Source organism: Glutamicibacter protophormiae (genome assembly GCF_016894325.1).
Taxonomy (GTDB): Bacteria; Actinomycetota; Actinomycetes; order Actinomycetales; family Micrococcaceae; genus Glutamicibacter; species Glutamicibacter protophormiae.
Genome location: NZ_CP069806.1, coordinates 2,303,325 through 2,317,255, shown reverse-complemented (window position 1 = coordinate 2,317,255; position 13,931 = coordinate 2,303,325). Strand labels below are relative to the sequence as shown.

The following is a 13,931-nucleotide window of genomic DNA, read 5'->3' as shown; positions in this document are numbered from 1 at the left end:
TCGAAGACTTCCGCGCCGGCTGTCGCTAGACTGGATTGGTGAGCGCGACACGTGACGGATTCGTCCATCTTCATACACACACCGAATACTCCATGCTGGACGGGGCGGCCAGACTAGGCGAACTCTTCGCCGAGGCCAACCGCCAGGGCATGGAGGCCATGGCCATCACCGACCATGGCTACCTCTTCGGAGCCTTCGACTTTTGGCGCCAGGCTACCGGTGCAGGCATCAAGCCGATCATCGGCGTGGAAGCCTATGTCACCCCCGGCACCCACCGCACCGACAAGACGCGTGTCAAGTGGCGTACCGAGGAGCGCCAGAAAGGCGACGACGTTTCGGGCGGCGGCCTCTACAACCACATGACCTTGCTGTCATACAACAACACGGGCATGGACAACCTCTTCAAGGGCTCCTCGCGCGCCTCGCTGGACTCCGTCTTCGGCAAGTACCCGCGCTGGGACCGCGAGCTGCTCAGCGACCACCACGAGGGCCTGATCGCCACCACCGGCTGCCCCTCGGGCGAGGTGCAGACCAAGCTCCGTCTGGGCCAGTACGACGCCGCCAAGGCCGCGGCCGCCGAATTCCAGGACCTGTTCGGCAAGGGCAACTACTTCTGCGAGATCATGGACCACGGTCTGGAGATCGAACGCCGCATCACCAAGGACCTGCTGCGCCTGGCCAAGGAACTGGCCATTCCCCTGGTCGCCACCAACGACCTGCACTACACCCACGAGTCCGACGCGAAGGCCCACGAAGCGCTGCTGGCCATCAACTCCGGTTCCACGCTGGATGAGCCGACCTATGACCAGGGCGGCAGCCGCTTCGCTTTCAGCGGCACCGGCTACTACCTGAAGAGCGCGCGCGAAATGCGCGAGCTGTTCAAGGAATTCCCGGAGGCGTGCGACAACACGCTGGAAATCGCGGACCGCGTGGATCTGACCTTCGACACCAACGCCAACTACATGCCGAAGTTCCCCTGCCCGCCCGGCGAGGACGAGACCAGCTGGCTGATCAAGGAAGTCGACAAGGGCCTGCACTACCGCTACCCCAACGGGATCCCTGAGGCTTCGCGCAAGCAGGCGGATTTTGAACTCGACGTCATCATCAAGATGGGCTTCCCCGGCTACTTCCTGGTCGTGGCGGACTTCATCAACTGGTCCAAGGACCACGGCATCCGCGTCGGCCCGGGACGCGGTTCCGGTGCAGGCTCCATGGTCGCCTACGCCATGCGCATCACCGACCTCGACCCACTGGTCCATGGCCTGATCTTCGAGCGCTTCCTGAACCCGGAACGCGTTTCCATGCCCGACTTCGACGTCGACTTCGATGATCGCCGCCGCTCGGAAGTCATCAAATACGTGACCGAGAAGTACGGCGATGAACGCGTATCCATGATCGTGACCTACGGGTCCATCAAGACCAAGCAGGCGCTGAAGGACTCCTCGCGCGTGCTGGGCTACCCCTTCTCCATGGGCGAGTCCCTCACCAAGGCGCTGCCGCCTGCGGTGATGGCCAAGGACATCCCGCTCAACGACATCGAGAACCCGGACTCCAAGCGCTACTCAGAGGCCGGGGACTTCCGCAACCTCGTGGCCAACGACCCCGAAGCCAAACGAGTCTTCGAAACCGCCAAGGGCCTGGAAGGCCTGAAGCGCCAGTGGGGTGTGCACGCCGCCGGCGTGATCATGAGCTCGGATCCGATCATCGATGTTGTCCCGATCATGCGGCGCATCCAGGACGGCCAGGTCATCACGCAGTTCGACTACCCGACCTGTGAAGGCCTGGGGCTGATCAAGATGGACTTCCTCGGCCTGCGAAACCTCACCATCATCTCCGACGCGCTGGCGAACGTGAAGGCCAACAAGGGGGTGGACCTCGACCTGGAGACCCTGCCCCTGGACGATGCGTCCACCTACCAGCTGCTGGCCCGCGGCGACACCCTGGGAGTGTTCCAGCTCGATGGCGGTCCGATGCGCTCGCTGCTGAAGATGATGCGCCCGGACAACTTCGAAGACATTTCCGCGGTGCTCGCGCTGTACCGCCCGGGCCCCATGGGCGCCAACTCGCACACCAACTACGCGCTGCGCAAAAACAAGCTGCAGGAAGAAACTCCCATCCACCCGACGCTTGAAGAACCGCTGCGGGAAATCCTGGGCGGCACCTTCGGCTTGATCGTGTACCAAGAGCAGGTCATGTCCATCGCGCAGAAGCTGGCCGGCTTCTCGCTGGGGCAGGCAGACATCCTGCGCCGTGCCATGGGCAAGAAAAAGAAGTCGGAACTGGACAAGCAGTTCGCCGGCTTCTCGAAGGGCATGACCGACAACGGCTTCACAATGGAGGCCGTGCAGGCCCTGTGGGACATCCTGCTGCCCTTCTCCGACTATGCGTTCAACAAGGCCCACTCTGCGGCCTACGGCGTGGTGTCCTACTGGACCGCGTACCTCAAGGAGCACTACACGGCCGAATACATGGCCGCGCTGCTGACCTCGGTGGGCGATGACAAGGACAAGCTGGCGCTGTACCTGAACGAGTGCCGCCACCTGGGCATCACCGTGCTGCCGCCGGACGTCAACGAATCGGCCTTGACCTTCACCCCAGTGGGCAAGGACATCCGCTTCGGCATGGGCGCGATCCGCAACGTCGGCTCCAACGTCGTGGACGGCATGGTGCAGGCACGCAAGGAAAAGGGCGCCTACACCGACTTCAGCGACTTCTTGAACAAGGTCCCGGCGGTGGTCTGCAACAAGCGCACCATCGAATCCCTGATCAAGGCCGGCGCCTTCGACTCCATGGGCCACCCGCGCCGTGCGCTCGTTGCCATCCACGAAGAAGCCGTGGACTCGGTCATCCAGCTCAAGCGCAACGAGGCGGCCAACCAGTTCGACCTGTTCAGCGCGCTGGATCCCTCCGAAGCGTCGGACGCCATGACCGTCGCGGTCCCGGACCTGCCGGACTGGGACAAGAAGGAAAAACTGGCCTACGAGCGCGACATGCTCGGACTCTACGTCTCCGATCACCCGCTCCAGGGCCTGGGCTCAGCGCTGGAACAGTACGCGGACATGTCCGTGACCCACGTACTCTCCGACGACGGGCCGCAGGACGGCCACATCATCTCCATAGCGGGCATGATCTCCGGCCTGCAGCGGCGCATCGCCAAGAAGAGCGGCAACCCGTATGCGCGCTGCGAGGTGGAGGACCTTTCGGGCTCCATGGAAGTCATGTTCTTCGGGCAGGCCTACCAGCCGATCGCCGAGGTGCTGGCCGATGACCTGATCGTGGTCATCAAGGGGCGCGTGCAGCGCCGCGACGACGGATCCATCACCCTGAACGCCCAGGAGATGATGATCCCCGAGCTGTCCGAGGACGCCAACGGCGGCCCGGTGGTCATCGGCATTCCGACCCACAAGGCCACCGAATCCCTGGTGCAGAAGCTCGGCGACGTGCTGCGCACCCACAGCGGCAATACCGAGGTCCGGGTGAAGCTCACCGGCAGCCGCGGCACCTCGCTGATGCGCCTGGGCATGAACTTCCGGGTGAACCCGAACCCCGCGCTGTTCGGCGACCTGAAGGTTCTGCTCGGCCCCAACTGCCTGGACGTGTAGCCCTCCGGCACGCCGGCGCGCAACAGCAGATGACCGGGCGAGGTAACCAATGGGTGCCGCGCCCGGTCATCGGCGTTAAAATGGGTTCGTGACTTCCAATCCAGTATCCGTCTTTTCCGAACTCGCAACCCTCGACTGGCGTACCGAGGACTTCAGCTACGCCCAGCTCAAGGCCAACCTGCCGCGCCCTGCCGTGAACTCGCAGACCGCCGCCGAAACCGTGCAGCAGATCATCGACGACGTACGCTCCCATGGCATGGCCACGCTCAGGGACCTGGCCCGGCGATTCGACCAGGTGGAACTGGACCATACACGCGTTCCCCAAGCCGAACTGGACAAGGCGCTGGCCGACCTGGATCCGAAGGTCCGCCAGGCGCTGGAGGAATCGATCTCGCGCGCCCGGCGCTTCGCCGCCGCGCAGGTGCCCTCCGATGCCGTGGTGGACTACAGCAATGGCGGAACGGTCACCCAGCGCTGGGTGCCGGTGCGCCGGGTGGGCCTCTACGTCCCGGGCGGGCTGGCGGTCTACCCGTCCTCCGTCATCATGAACGCCGTCCCGGCCCAGGCCGCGGGCGTGCAGTCCCTGGCCCTGGCCAGCCCTCCGCAGAAGGAATTCGGAGGACTGCCGCACCCGACCATCCTGGCCGCCGCGAAGCTGCTGGGCATCGAAGAGGTGCACGCCATGGGCGGCGCCCAGGCCGTGGCGGCCTTCGCCTACGGCGTGGACATGCCCGATGATGCACGCGGCGGCATCGAGCCGGTCGACGTGATCTCCGGCCCCGGCAACGTCTTCGTTGCCACCGCCAAGCGCCTGGTCAAGGGCGTGGTAGGCATCGATGCCGAGGCCGGCCCCACCGAGATCGCGATCCTGGCCGACGGCACCGCCAAGGCCGACTTCGTGGCCGCCGACATGATCTCCCAGGCCGAGCACGACGCCAACGCCGCCGCGGTGCTGGTGACCGATTCGCCGGCGCTGGCTCAGGCCGTGCGCGGCGAGCTCGACGTCCAGGTCGCCGCCACCAAGCACAGCGAACGCGTCCGCCAGGCGCTGACCGGGAGCCAATCCGCGATCATCCTGGTCAAGGACCTGGACCAGGGGGTTGAGGTCTGCAACGCCTACGCGGCCGAGCACCTGGAAATCATGACCGCCAACGCCGCGCAGGACGCCGCCCGCATCACCGCCGCCGGAGCGATTTTCGTGGGCGACTACGCCCCGGTATCGCTGGGCGACTACTGCGCTGGATCCAACCACGTGCTGCCGACCAGCGGCACCGCGCTGCATGCCTCGGGGCTCAACGTGAACACCTTCCTGAAGGCCGTCCAGGTCATCAGCTATGACAAGTCGGCGCTGGGCGACGTCGCCGCGCACGTCATCAATTTGGCCAATGCGGAGGATCTTCCGGCCCACGGCGACGCGGTCGCGGTGCGAAATGCGCACAAAGCGCTAAACTAATACATGACATGTGAGGATTCCGGGCGTTATGCCGTCTGGAATCCCGATTTAGCAATGAGTTGGAGGTGCCATGAACTGCCCTTATTGCCGCAACCCCGATTCGCGTGTGGTCGATAGCCGAGTTGCCGATGATGGCGTCTCCATCCGTCGGCGCCGCCAGTGCACCGCGTGCTCGCGGCGTTTCACCACGATCGAGACCGCGAGCCTGAGCGTCTTGAAGCAATCCGGAGCGGTCGAGCCGTTCTCCCGCAACAAGGTGATCAACGGCGTGCGCAAGGCCTGCCAGGGCCGGCCGGTCACGGATCACGATCTGGCGATCCTGGCCCAGGAAGTCGAGGAGGCCGTGCGCACCTCCGGCGCCGCGGAGATCCCGGCCCACCAAGTGGGCCTGGCAATCCTGGACCCGCTCTCGCGCCTGGACGAGGTGGCTTACCTGCGTTTTGCCAGCGTCTACCACAATTTCCAGTCGCTGCAGGATTTCGAGGCGGCCATGGAGAAGCTGCGCGAACAGCGAGGCAAGGCCCCGCAGGGGACCCAGCGTCCGCTGACTGCAGACTGATCCTTCGGGATACGCCAGAAGGCGTTGGCCGGCCCCTTCCGGGGCCGGCCAACGCCTTCGCTGTTTTTGGCGCCGCTGCGGCGCGGGCCTTAGGGCAGGGTCAGGATCTCTGCGCCCGAGTCGGTGACCAGCAGGGTGTGCTCGAACTGGGCGGTGCGCTTCTTGTCGCGGGTGGTGACGGTCCAGTCGTCGCTCCACATGTCCCATTCCACGGTGCCCAGGGTGAGCATCGGCTCGATGGTGAAGACCATGCCCGCCTCGATCAGCGTGTTGTATCCGGGGGCGGCATCGTAGTGGGGGATGATCAAACCCGAGTGGAAGGCCTCTCCCACGCCGTGGCCGGTGAAGTCGCGGACCACGCCGTAGCCGAAGCGCTTGGCGTAGCTTTCGATGGTGCGCCCGATGACGTTGATCTCGCGGCCCGGCATGACCGCCTTGATGGCGCGCTTGAGCGAGTTCTCGGTGCGTTCGACCAGCAGGCGGGATTCCTCGTCCACGTCGCCCACCAGGAAGGTCGCATTGTTGTCACCATGCACCCCGCCGATGAAGGCGGTGATGTCGATGTTGATGATGTCCCCGTCCTGCAGGACGGTGGAGTCCGGGATGCCGTGGCAGATCACTTCATTCAGCGAGGTGCACAGGGATTTCGGGAAGCCGCGGTAGCCCAGGGTGGAGGGGTAGGCGTTGTGGTCCAGGAGGAACTCGTGGCCGATGCGGTCCAGTTCATCGGTGGTGGTGCCTGGCTGGCAGGCCTTGCCGACCTCGGCCAGCGCCTGGGCTGCAATGCGCGAGGCAATCCGGATGCGCTCGATGACCTCGGGGCTCTTGACCTCGGAAGCGGTGTTCTTGGCAGGTTCGAGCTTGCCCACGTACTCCGGACGTTCAATGTGCTTGGGTACCGGGAGCTGTGGGGAGACCACGCCCGCGGTGAGATTTCCGATTGGTGCAGTTGCAACAGTAGCCATGCACATATTCTATCGCCCGGCTGGCCCCGGTTTCGTGGATGAGCTCAGGGCACAACGCATTTCACACTGAAATCCCTCGCGGTGCGCTAGCGTTGAGGTAGGCAGACTTCAATCCACCTGAAGGAGCGGGCGATGAGCTCAGAAGGCACCCCTGGCGAGGGGCAGTACTGGTACAACGTGAACACGAAGACCATCGAGAAGGGCGCGCAGTCGGACTGGTCCCAGCTGCTCGGCCCCTACGACAGCGAGGCCGAAGCCCGCACTGCACTGGAAAAAGTGCAGGCGCGCAATGAGGCCTGGGACGCGGCAGACGAAGACGACGAATAGGCGGCCCGCCTCCGCGCATGAAAAAACCGGTGCGTGCACCCCTGCAGGGGTGCGCGCACCGGTTTGTTTGTTGCCATGGCTGCTGCCAGCCGGCTGCTATTTGTCGAACTCGTACTCGGCCGACGGGAAGGTCCCGGCCAGCACGTCCTGGTGGTAGGCGCTGACCGCACCGGAGACGATCGTGCGCAGGTCCGCGTACTTCTTGACGAACTTCGGGGTGCGGCGGCCGCCCAATCCCAGCATGTCCTGCCAGACCAGCACCTGCCCGGTCGTCGATGCCCCGGCGCCGATGCCGATCGTCGGCACCGCCAACGCCTCGTCGATCAGCTTGGCGGCAGGACTCGGGACCATTTCCATCAGGATGCAGAAGGCTCCGGCATCCTGCAGGGCCAGTGCATCGAGTTTCATGCTCTCCACGGCGTCGCCGCGGCCCTGGATGCGGTAGCCGCCCAGGGCGTGCTCGGACTGCGGGGTGAATCCCACATGCCCGATGACCGGGACCCCGGCCAAGACCATGGCGCGCACGTGGTCGGCGTAGGCGGCGGTGCCTTCCATCTTCACTGCGTGCGCATGTCCCTCCTTCATCAACCGGACGGCGGTTTCCACGGCCTGGGCCGGGGACTGCTCGTAGCTGCCGAACGGGAGGTCGGCGACAACCATGGCGCGCTTGCTTCCGTTGGCGACGGCCTTGGTGAAGATGATCATTTCGTCAATGCTGATGGGCAGCGTGGATTCGTATCCGATGACGGTATTGGCGGCGGAATCACCCACAAGCAGGATCTCGATTCCCGCTTCATCGAAAATCTCGGCCATCATGACGTCATATGCGGTTAACATGGCGAATTTTTCGCCCTGTTCCTTGGCTTGCTGCAGATGATGAACCCGGATGCGGGACGGGCCTTTTTCAGGGTTCGCTACGTATGGTTGAGGCATGAAACGACTTTATCGCACTTGGCGCAGGCGGTGCTTGCACAGCTAACGAGGTCGAAACGTTATAGTCTTGCAACAGGTCAACATAACTACGGGCCTGATGGGCACCGGACTCTAGCATTTACAAGGCGGTGGAATATGGATCGTCAGCAGGAATTCGTGCTGCGCACCATTGAAGAACGTGACGTTCGATTTGTGCGCATGTGGTTTACCGATGTGGTTGGTTCACTGAAGTCTGTTGCGCTGGCACCCGCAGAAGTCGAAGACGCCTTTGAAGAGGGTCTCGGCTTCGACGGATCGTCAATCGACGGGCTGTCCCGGATCTCCGAATCCGACATGCTGCTGCAACCTGATCCGGCAACCTTCCAGCTGCTTCCCTGGCGCGGAGAGGTCGAGCCGACCTCGCGCATGTTCTGCGACATTCTCACCCCCGAAGGCCAGCCGTCGAACGCCGACCCCCGCCAGGTGCTCAAGCGCCAGCTCAATGAAGCGGCGAACATGGGCTTCACCTGCTACACCCACCCGGAGATCGAGTTCTACCTGCTGAAGAACTCCGAGCTGGACGCCGAAGGCCGTCCGCAGCCGATCGACAACGGCGGGTACTTCGACCACGTGCCGGACGGCGTCGGACAGGACTTCCGCCGCGCCTCGGTCACCACGCTGGAAGCCTTGGGCATTTCGGTGGAGTTCTCCCACCATGAGACCGGCCCCGGCCAGAACGAAATCGACCTCCGTTACGCTGACGCCCTGCAGACCGCGGACAACATCATGACCTTCCGCACCGTCATCAAGGAAATGGCCATGCAGAAGGGCATCCACGCCACCTTCATGCCCAAGCCGTTCGCCGAGCATCCGGGCAGCGGGATGCACACCCACTTCTCGCTGTTCGAAGGCGACGTCAACGCGTTCTTCGAAGCCGGCCGCGAGTACCAGCTTTCCGATGTCGCCCGGTCGTTTATCGCCGGCATCCTGCACCATGCGCCGGAAATGACGGCGATCACCAACCAGTTCGTCAACTCCTACAAGCGGCTGTGGGGCGGGGGAGAAGCCCCGAGCCACCGCTCGTGGGGGCACAACAACCGCTCCGCCCTGGTGCGCGTGCCGCTGTACAAGCCGGGCAAGGGCCAGAGCGCCCGCGTGGAGTACCGGGGCATCGACTCGGCCGCCAACCCGTACCTTGCCTACGCCTGCCTGCTGGGCGCCGGCCTGAAGGGCATCCGCGATGGCTACGAGCTGGAGGATCCGACCGAGGACGACGTCTGGAGCCTGTCCACCGCCGAGCGCCGGGCCTCGGGCCACGTGCCGCTGCCGGGCAGCTTGCATGACGCGCTGCGCGCCATGGAGGAATCCGAGCTCATGCCGGAGATCCTCGGCGAGCAGGTGTTCAACTCGTTCCTGGCCAACAAGCGCGCCGAATGGGAAGAGTACCGACAGATCATCACCCCGTACGAGCTGGATAAATATCTGGGGATCCTCTAAGCGGATCCCGGCGCGCAGCCGCGCGTCACACAGTCAGGAGCCGACGTTCACGCCATGACAGAAATTTCCTCGCGATCCCTGATCAACGCCGGGTTCTCCGACATTGAACGGGCCAAGAAGTTCCTTGATTCCAAGGAGCTGTCCGCCTTGGACCCGGAGCTGATCGTGAAGATGATGGCGCATGCGCCGGACCCCGACCAGGCCCTGCTGCTGGCCTTGCGGCTGGTGGACCGCCACCCGCAGGCGGCGAAGATCTTCCTGCAGGCCGAAAGCTGCCAGGCGCTGATCCGGCTGCTGGGCAGTTCCTCGGCACTGGGCGAATTCCTGATCCGCTGCGAGGACGCGCTGCAGATCGTGGCGCAGGCGCCGTCCACCGGGTTCACCGGCGTACCCGCCGACCAGCTGCGCAGCGACATGCTCGACTCGGTGGGCGCCATGCAGACGCCGAACGGCCACTGGGTCGCCTCCTGCACCGGGGCCGAGGCACGGCAGAAGCTGCGCGTCAGCTACCGGCTGGCGCTGCTCTCGCTGGCCTATCGCGACCTGGGCTCGGCCCAGCCGCAGTGGGTCATGCCGCAGGTCGCCGCCGAACTGGCCGACATGGCCGCGGCCGCCCTGGAAGGGGCGCTGGCCATTGCCCGCGCCGAAGCGGGGGAGCAGTACACCCCGGAGCAGGTCGACCAGGTGAAGCTGTCGGTCATCGGCATGGGCAAATGCGGCGCGCGCGAACTGAACTACATCTCCGACGTGGACGTGATCTACGTGCATGGCTCGCTTCCGGGCATCGAAGAAGACCTGGCCGGCGCCATCGCCACGGTGCTGTGCGGCAATGCCGCCCGCGCGCTGATGGTACCGGGCCCCGAACCGATGCTGTGGGAAGTGGACGCCAACCTGCGCCCCGAAGGCAAGGACGGGGCGCTGACCCGCACGCTGTCCTCGCACGAAGCGTACTACCGCCGCTGGGCACACTCCTGGGAGTTCCAGGCGCTGCTCAAGGCCCGCGCCATCGCCGGAGACAAGGACCTGGGCGCGGCCTACGAACGCATGGTCTCGCCCATGGTCTGGTCCAGTTCCGAACGCGACGGCTTCGTTGAATCCGTGCAGGCCATGCGCCGGAGGGTCAGCGACAACATCTCCAAGGACGACGTGCCCTGGCAGATCAAGCTGGGCCCGGGCGGGCTGCGCGACGTTGAATTCACCGTGCAGCTGCTGCAGCTGGTCCACGGCCGGGTGGAACCCTCCATCCAGGTGCCCACCACCACCCTGGCCATCCACGCGATGAGCGAGACCGGCTACATCGGCCGCGAGGACGCCACCAACTTCGACGGCTCCTACCGCTTCCTGCGCCTGCTGGAGCACCGTATCCAACTCAGCCAGCTGCGCCGCACCCATCTGATGCCGCGCAACGAAAACGCCCAGCGCGTGCTGGCCAGGGCTATTCGCGGAGCCGGGGACCTGCAGGCCACCAGCCCAGACAAGCTGCTACGCCGCTGGAACGAAACCAAGCGGCTGGTGCGTTCGCTGCATGAGCGCATCTTCTATCGCCCGCTGCTGGTCAGCAGCTCCAACCTTTCAGCGGACGATGTCCGGCTCACCGCGGAATCGGCGCAAGCCCGGCTGCGCGCCCTGGGCTACCTGGATCCGAAGGCCGCGATGCGCCATATCGAGGCGCTGACCGGGGGAGTCTCCCGGCGGGCGGCCCTGCAGCGCCAGCTGCTGCCGGTGCTGCTGGACTGGTTCGCCCGCGGCGTCGACCCGGATGCCGGGCTGCTCGGGTTCCGCCGGCTCAGCGAGTCGCTGGGCAAGACCCATTGGTTCCTGGGCATGCTGCGCGACACCAACGCCGCCGCCGAGCGGCTGAGCCACCTGCTGTCCAATACCCGCTTCCTCACCGACCTGCTGGCCAACGAACCGGCCGCAGCAGCCTGGCTGGGTACCGACAGCTCGCTGATGCCGCTGAGCCGCGAAAGCCTTGAGCAGCAGAACACCTCCATCATCCAGCGCACTAAGGCGCCCGAGGCGGCCATCCGGCAGATCCGGCTCGTACGCCGCCGCGAGATCCTGCGCGTCGCACTCGCCGATGGCGCGGGCCTGCTGAAGGTGGACCAGGTGGGCCAGGCCCTGTCGGACATCGACGGAGTCATGATCGACGGGATCCTGCGCGTGCTGCTGGCCGCCGACCAGGTCGCGCACGGGGAACACACTCGCATCGCCGTGATCGCCATGGGCCGCCAGGGCGGGCAGGAGATCGGCTACGGGTCCGACGCGGACGTGCTCTACGTCCAGCGCCCGGTCCAGGGCGCGACCGAACAGCAGGCCCAGGAACAGGCCTCCCGCGTGGTCACCGAACTGATGTCGTGGAGCTCGAAGCCGCTGAAACCGGCCATCCCTGCCGAGGTCAAGCTCAAGATCGACTCCGATCTGCGCCCCGAGGGCCGCCAGGGCGCGCTGGTGCGCTCCTTCGATTCCTATGCCGCCTACTATGAGCGCTGGGTCGAAGTCTGGGAGCGGCAGGCGCTGCAACGCGCCCGCCCGTTCGCCGGCGACGAGCAGCTGGGCCAGGACTTCATGGAGCTGATCGAGCCGATCCGCTACGGCCGCGGCCTGGACGAGGCGGAGATCAAGGAGATCCGCAAGATCAAGGCCCGGGTGGAGGCCGAGCGGCTGCCGCGCGGGGCGGATCCGAACCGGCACCTGAAACTCGGCCGGGGCTCGCTGTCCGACGTCGAATGGCTGGTGCAGTTCTACCAGCTGCGCTACGCCTGGAAGCACCAGGAGCTGCGCACGCCGTCCACGCTCATCGCGCTGGACCAGCTCGCCGCCCTGGAAATCATCACCGAGGAGCAGGCGGAGGTGCTGGACATGGCCTGGCGCCTGGCTACCCGCATCCGGTCCGCCGAGATCATCACCTCGGGGCGCTCCAGCGACGTACTGCCCAGCTCCGCCAGGGACATGGAAGCAGTGGCCCGCTGGTGCGGCTACGAGCCGAATACCGGCATGGAGCTCGAGGAAGACTACCTGCGCGCCACCCGGCACTCCCGGGCGCTGTTCGAGCAGCTGTTCTACGGCTTCGAAGACTAGCCTTGACGACCCGGACACGGATTCGCGAGGAGCACTGGAACCCGGCGCCCGGCGGCTACCGGGCGTGGCGGCGCCAAACCTACCTGGGCTCGGGCGACGCATTCTGGGAGCAGTCGGCGGCAGCGCTTTTGCGCTGGGAAGTGAAGACCCGCAGCGGATTCCGCATCAGCCCGCAGGATAAGGTCCGCAGCGGGGCCAGGCCGCAGATCATCGTCCCGGTGGGACCGGCGTCGATCCACGAACCCGTCGAGGTGGTGGATGTCGTTGAAGCCGACGACGTGGTGGGGTTCGCCTATCGCACGCTGCCCGGGCATCCGGTCTCCGGGGAGGAAGCCTTCATCCTGCGCCGGCTGGGGCCCTCGGTGTTCCTGGAAATCCGATCGCTCACAGCCGCCTCGGACCGTGGGGTCTGGCGTTCGGTCTTCTGGCTGCTGCTGGGCGCGCAGAAGCTCACCCGGTGGCGCTACCTGCGGGCGCTGCGCCAGCGCAGGTCCTGAACGCCATCTGCACCAGCGCGACGGCGGCAACACCATGAATTTACTGCAGACCCTCGCACCCGCGCCTGATCAGGGGATAGGCTGGGCACGCAGTGCAAAATTTTCGGTTCGGCGTCCCCGGATTGCCCGGCAACGCCGATCGTTTGAGGGGGAGCAGGACATGGATCCACAGCTAATGCAGGCAGCGGTCGACCAATCGGTGCTGGCGCTGGAGAGCAACGACAGCGGCCCGTTCGGGGCGGTCGTGGTACTGGACGGCAAGGTCATTGCCGCCGGCTACAACACCGTGGTGCATGATTCCGATCCGACGGCCCACGCAGAGGTCAACGTGATCCGCAAAGCAGGACAGGCGCTGGGAACCTTCGACCTGTCCCAGTGCGAGCTCTACACCAGCTGCGAGCCGTGCCCCATGTGCCTCGGCGCCATCTACTGGGCGCGATTCAAGCACGTCTACTATGCCAACGACCGGCAGGATGCGGCGAACATCGGTTTCGACGACGATTTCATCTACACCGAGCTGGAGCTGCCAATGAGCGAACGGCGCATCCCGTTCACCAAGGTCGAGCTGGCCTCGGCCCTGGCGGCGTTCGAGGCATGGACTGCCAAGGAGGACAAGCAGGAATACTAGCCGTCGTTGTTTCAGGGCCGGCCTGGCGCCAGTCGGTGCTGCACATCCGGCCAAGGCACGTGGATGCGTTCGGTGGGCTGCAGGGCCTTGGTCTGCAGCGCATTGGCCAGCACGATGCCGTGTGGCGAGACCTCCAGTATGGTCAGCAGCTCGGTGGCATCGCGGGAGCCGGAATCCAGCACCCAGGCGGTCATCACCTCGCTGATGCCGCGCTCCAGCAGCAGCTGTTCGCCGTCCAGATACCCGCAGGCGTCGGCTACAGCGTGGCCCAGGACGTTGCGCGGGGTCACCAGGGTGTAGTCGGGATCCGCAGGGTCGAGATAGCCCACGGTTTCTGCGTCGTCGCGCTGTACGCTGACCCAGGTTGAAATGTCCATGACGCCAGCCTACCTCGGGACAAAACAACGCCG

11 protein-coding genes are annotated in these 13,931 nt (G+C 65.4%); 8 read left to right on the top strand and 3 right to left on the bottom strand.

Annotated features, from left to right (window positions below; all coding sequences use genetic code 11):
* Positions 1 to 92: 92 nt before the first annotated feature.
* The 3 genes from dnaE to nrdR all read left to right on the top strand — a co-directional run bounded on the left by dnaE (position 93) and on the right by nrdR (position 5,614).
* A complete protein-coding gene (gene dnaE / locus JQN66_RS10780; RefSeq protein WP_239464213.1) occupies positions 93 to 3,602 on the top strand; it encodes a DNA polymerase III subunit alpha in 3,510 nt (1,169 codons plus the stop codon).
* An 88-nt stretch (positions 3,603 to 3,690) separates the two neighbouring features.
* The gene (gene hisD, locus JQN66_RS10775; protein ID WP_204674897.1) at positions 3,691 to 5,055 is read left to right on the top strand and encodes a histidinol dehydrogenase; all 1,365 of its coding nucleotides are present in this window, start codon (positions 3,691 to 3,693) and stop codon (positions 5,053 to 5,055) included.
* A gap of 70 nt (positions 5,056 to 5,125) precedes the next feature.
* Positions 5,126 to 5,614 carry a transcriptional regulator NrdR gene (gene nrdR / locus JQN66_RS10770; RefSeq protein WP_047119477.1) on the top strand — a complete coding sequence of 163 codons (489 nt, stop codon included), beginning with the start codon at positions 5,126 to 5,128 and terminating at the stop codon, positions 5,612 to 5,614.
* An 89-nt stretch (positions 5,615 to 5,703) separates the two neighbouring features.
* Here the strand turns inward: nrdR and map are convergent, their stop codons facing one another.
* Complete coding sequence (map, locus tag JQN66_RS10765; RefSeq protein WP_204674895.1) at positions 5,704 to 6,579, bottom strand: type I methionyl aminopeptidase; 876 nt, start codon at positions 6,577 to 6,579, stop codon at positions 5,704 to 5,706.
* A 132-nt stretch (positions 6,580 to 6,711) separates the two neighbouring features.
* On the opposite strand from map, the gene JQN66_RS10760 reads away from it, so the two are divergent.
* On the top strand, positions 6,712 to 6,906 hold the full coding sequence (locus tag JQN66_RS10760) for an SPOR domain-containing protein (RefSeq protein ID WP_188946688.1): 195 nt from the start codon (positions 6,712 to 6,714) through the stop codon (positions 6,904 to 6,906).
* Positions 6,907 to 7,002: 96 nt separating this feature from the next.
* On the opposite strand, the gene panB is transcribed toward JQN66_RS10760, so the two are convergent.
* Entirely contained in the window at positions 7,003 to 7,839 is an 837-nt protein-coding gene (gene panB / locus JQN66_RS10755; protein WP_204674893.1) for a 3-methyl-2-oxobutanoate hydroxymethyltransferase, read from the bottom strand.
* A 135-nt stretch (positions 7,840 to 7,974) separates the two neighbouring features.
* Here panB and glnA point away from each other — a divergent pair, with 135 nt between their 5' ends.
* From glnA to JQN66_RS10735, 4 genes are all read left to right on the top strand, one after another.
* Positions 7,975 to 9,315, top strand: a complete 1,341-nt coding sequence (gene glnA, locus JQN66_RS10750) for a type I glutamate--ammonia ligase (protein ID WP_204674891.1) — start codon at positions 7,975 to 7,977, stop codon at positions 9,313 to 9,315.
* 54 nt (positions 9,316 to 9,369) lie between these two features.
* Complete coding sequence (locus tag JQN66_RS10745; protein WP_204674889.1) at positions 9,370 to 12,396, top strand: bifunctional [glutamine synthetase] adenylyltransferase/[glutamine synthetase]-adenylyl-L-tyrosine phosphorylase; 3,027 nt, start codon at positions 9,370 to 9,372, stop codon at positions 12,394 to 12,396.
* A gap of 2 nt (positions 12,397 to 12,398) precedes the next feature.
* Positions 12,399 to 12,893, top strand: coding sequence for a DUF1990 family protein (locus JQN66_RS10740; protein ID WP_239463985.1), 495 nt, complete (start codon positions 12,399 to 12,401; stop codon positions 12,891 to 12,893).
* A gap of 160 nt (positions 12,894 to 13,053) precedes the next feature.
* The gene (locus JQN66_RS10735) at positions 13,054 to 13,521 is read left to right on the top strand and encodes a nucleoside deaminase (RefSeq protein ID WP_204674887.1); all 468 of its coding nucleotides are present in this window, start codon (positions 13,054 to 13,056) and stop codon (positions 13,519 to 13,521) included.
* An 11-nt stretch (positions 13,522 to 13,532) separates the two neighbouring features.
* Here the strand turns inward: JQN66_RS10735 and JQN66_RS10730 are convergent, their stop codons facing one another.
* The gene (locus JQN66_RS10730) at positions 13,533 to 13,898 is read right to left on the bottom strand and encodes a hypothetical protein (protein ID WP_204674885.1); all 366 of its coding nucleotides are present in this window, start codon (positions 13,896 to 13,898) and stop codon (positions 13,533 to 13,535) included.
* Positions 13,899 to 13,931 lie beyond the last annotated feature (33 nt).

What these genes read in the sequence shown, in the direction of transcription:
- panB (WP_204674893.1), bottom strand. Translation starts at nt 7,839, where the DNA reads ATGCCTCAACCATACGTAGCGAACCCTGAAAAAGGCCCGTCCCGCATC.
- dnaE (WP_239464213.1), top strand. Translation starts at nt 93, where the DNA reads ATGCTGGACGGGGCGGCCAGACTAGGCGAACTCTTCGCCGAGGCCAAC.
- JQN66_RS10745 (WP_204674889.1), top strand. Translation starts at nt 9,370, where the DNA reads ATGACAGAAATTTCCTCGCGATCCCTGATCAACGCCGGGTTCTCCGAC.
- glnA (WP_204674891.1), top strand. Translation starts at nt 7,975, where the DNA reads ATGGATCGTCAGCAGGAATTCGTGCTGCGCACCATTGAAGAACGTGAC.
- map (WP_204674895.1), bottom strand. Translation starts at nt 6,579, where the DNA reads ATGGCTACTGTTGCAACTGCACCAATCGGAAATCTCACCGCGGGCGTG.
- JQN66_RS10760 (WP_188946688.1), top strand. Translation starts at nt 6,712, where the DNA reads ATGAGCTCAGAAGGCACCCCTGGCGAGGGGCAGTACTGGTACAACGTG.
- JQN66_RS10735 (WP_204674887.1), top strand. Translation starts at nt 13,054, where the DNA reads ATGGATCCACAGCTAATGCAGGCAGCGGTCGACCAATCGGTGCTGGCG.
- nrdR (WP_047119477.1), top strand. Translation starts at nt 5,126, where the DNA reads ATGAACTGCCCTTATTGCCGCAACCCCGATTCGCGTGTGGTCGATAGC.
- JQN66_RS10730 (WP_204674885.1), bottom strand. Translation starts at nt 13,898, where the DNA reads ATGGACATTTCAACCTGGGTCAGCGTACAGCGCGACGACGCAGAAACC.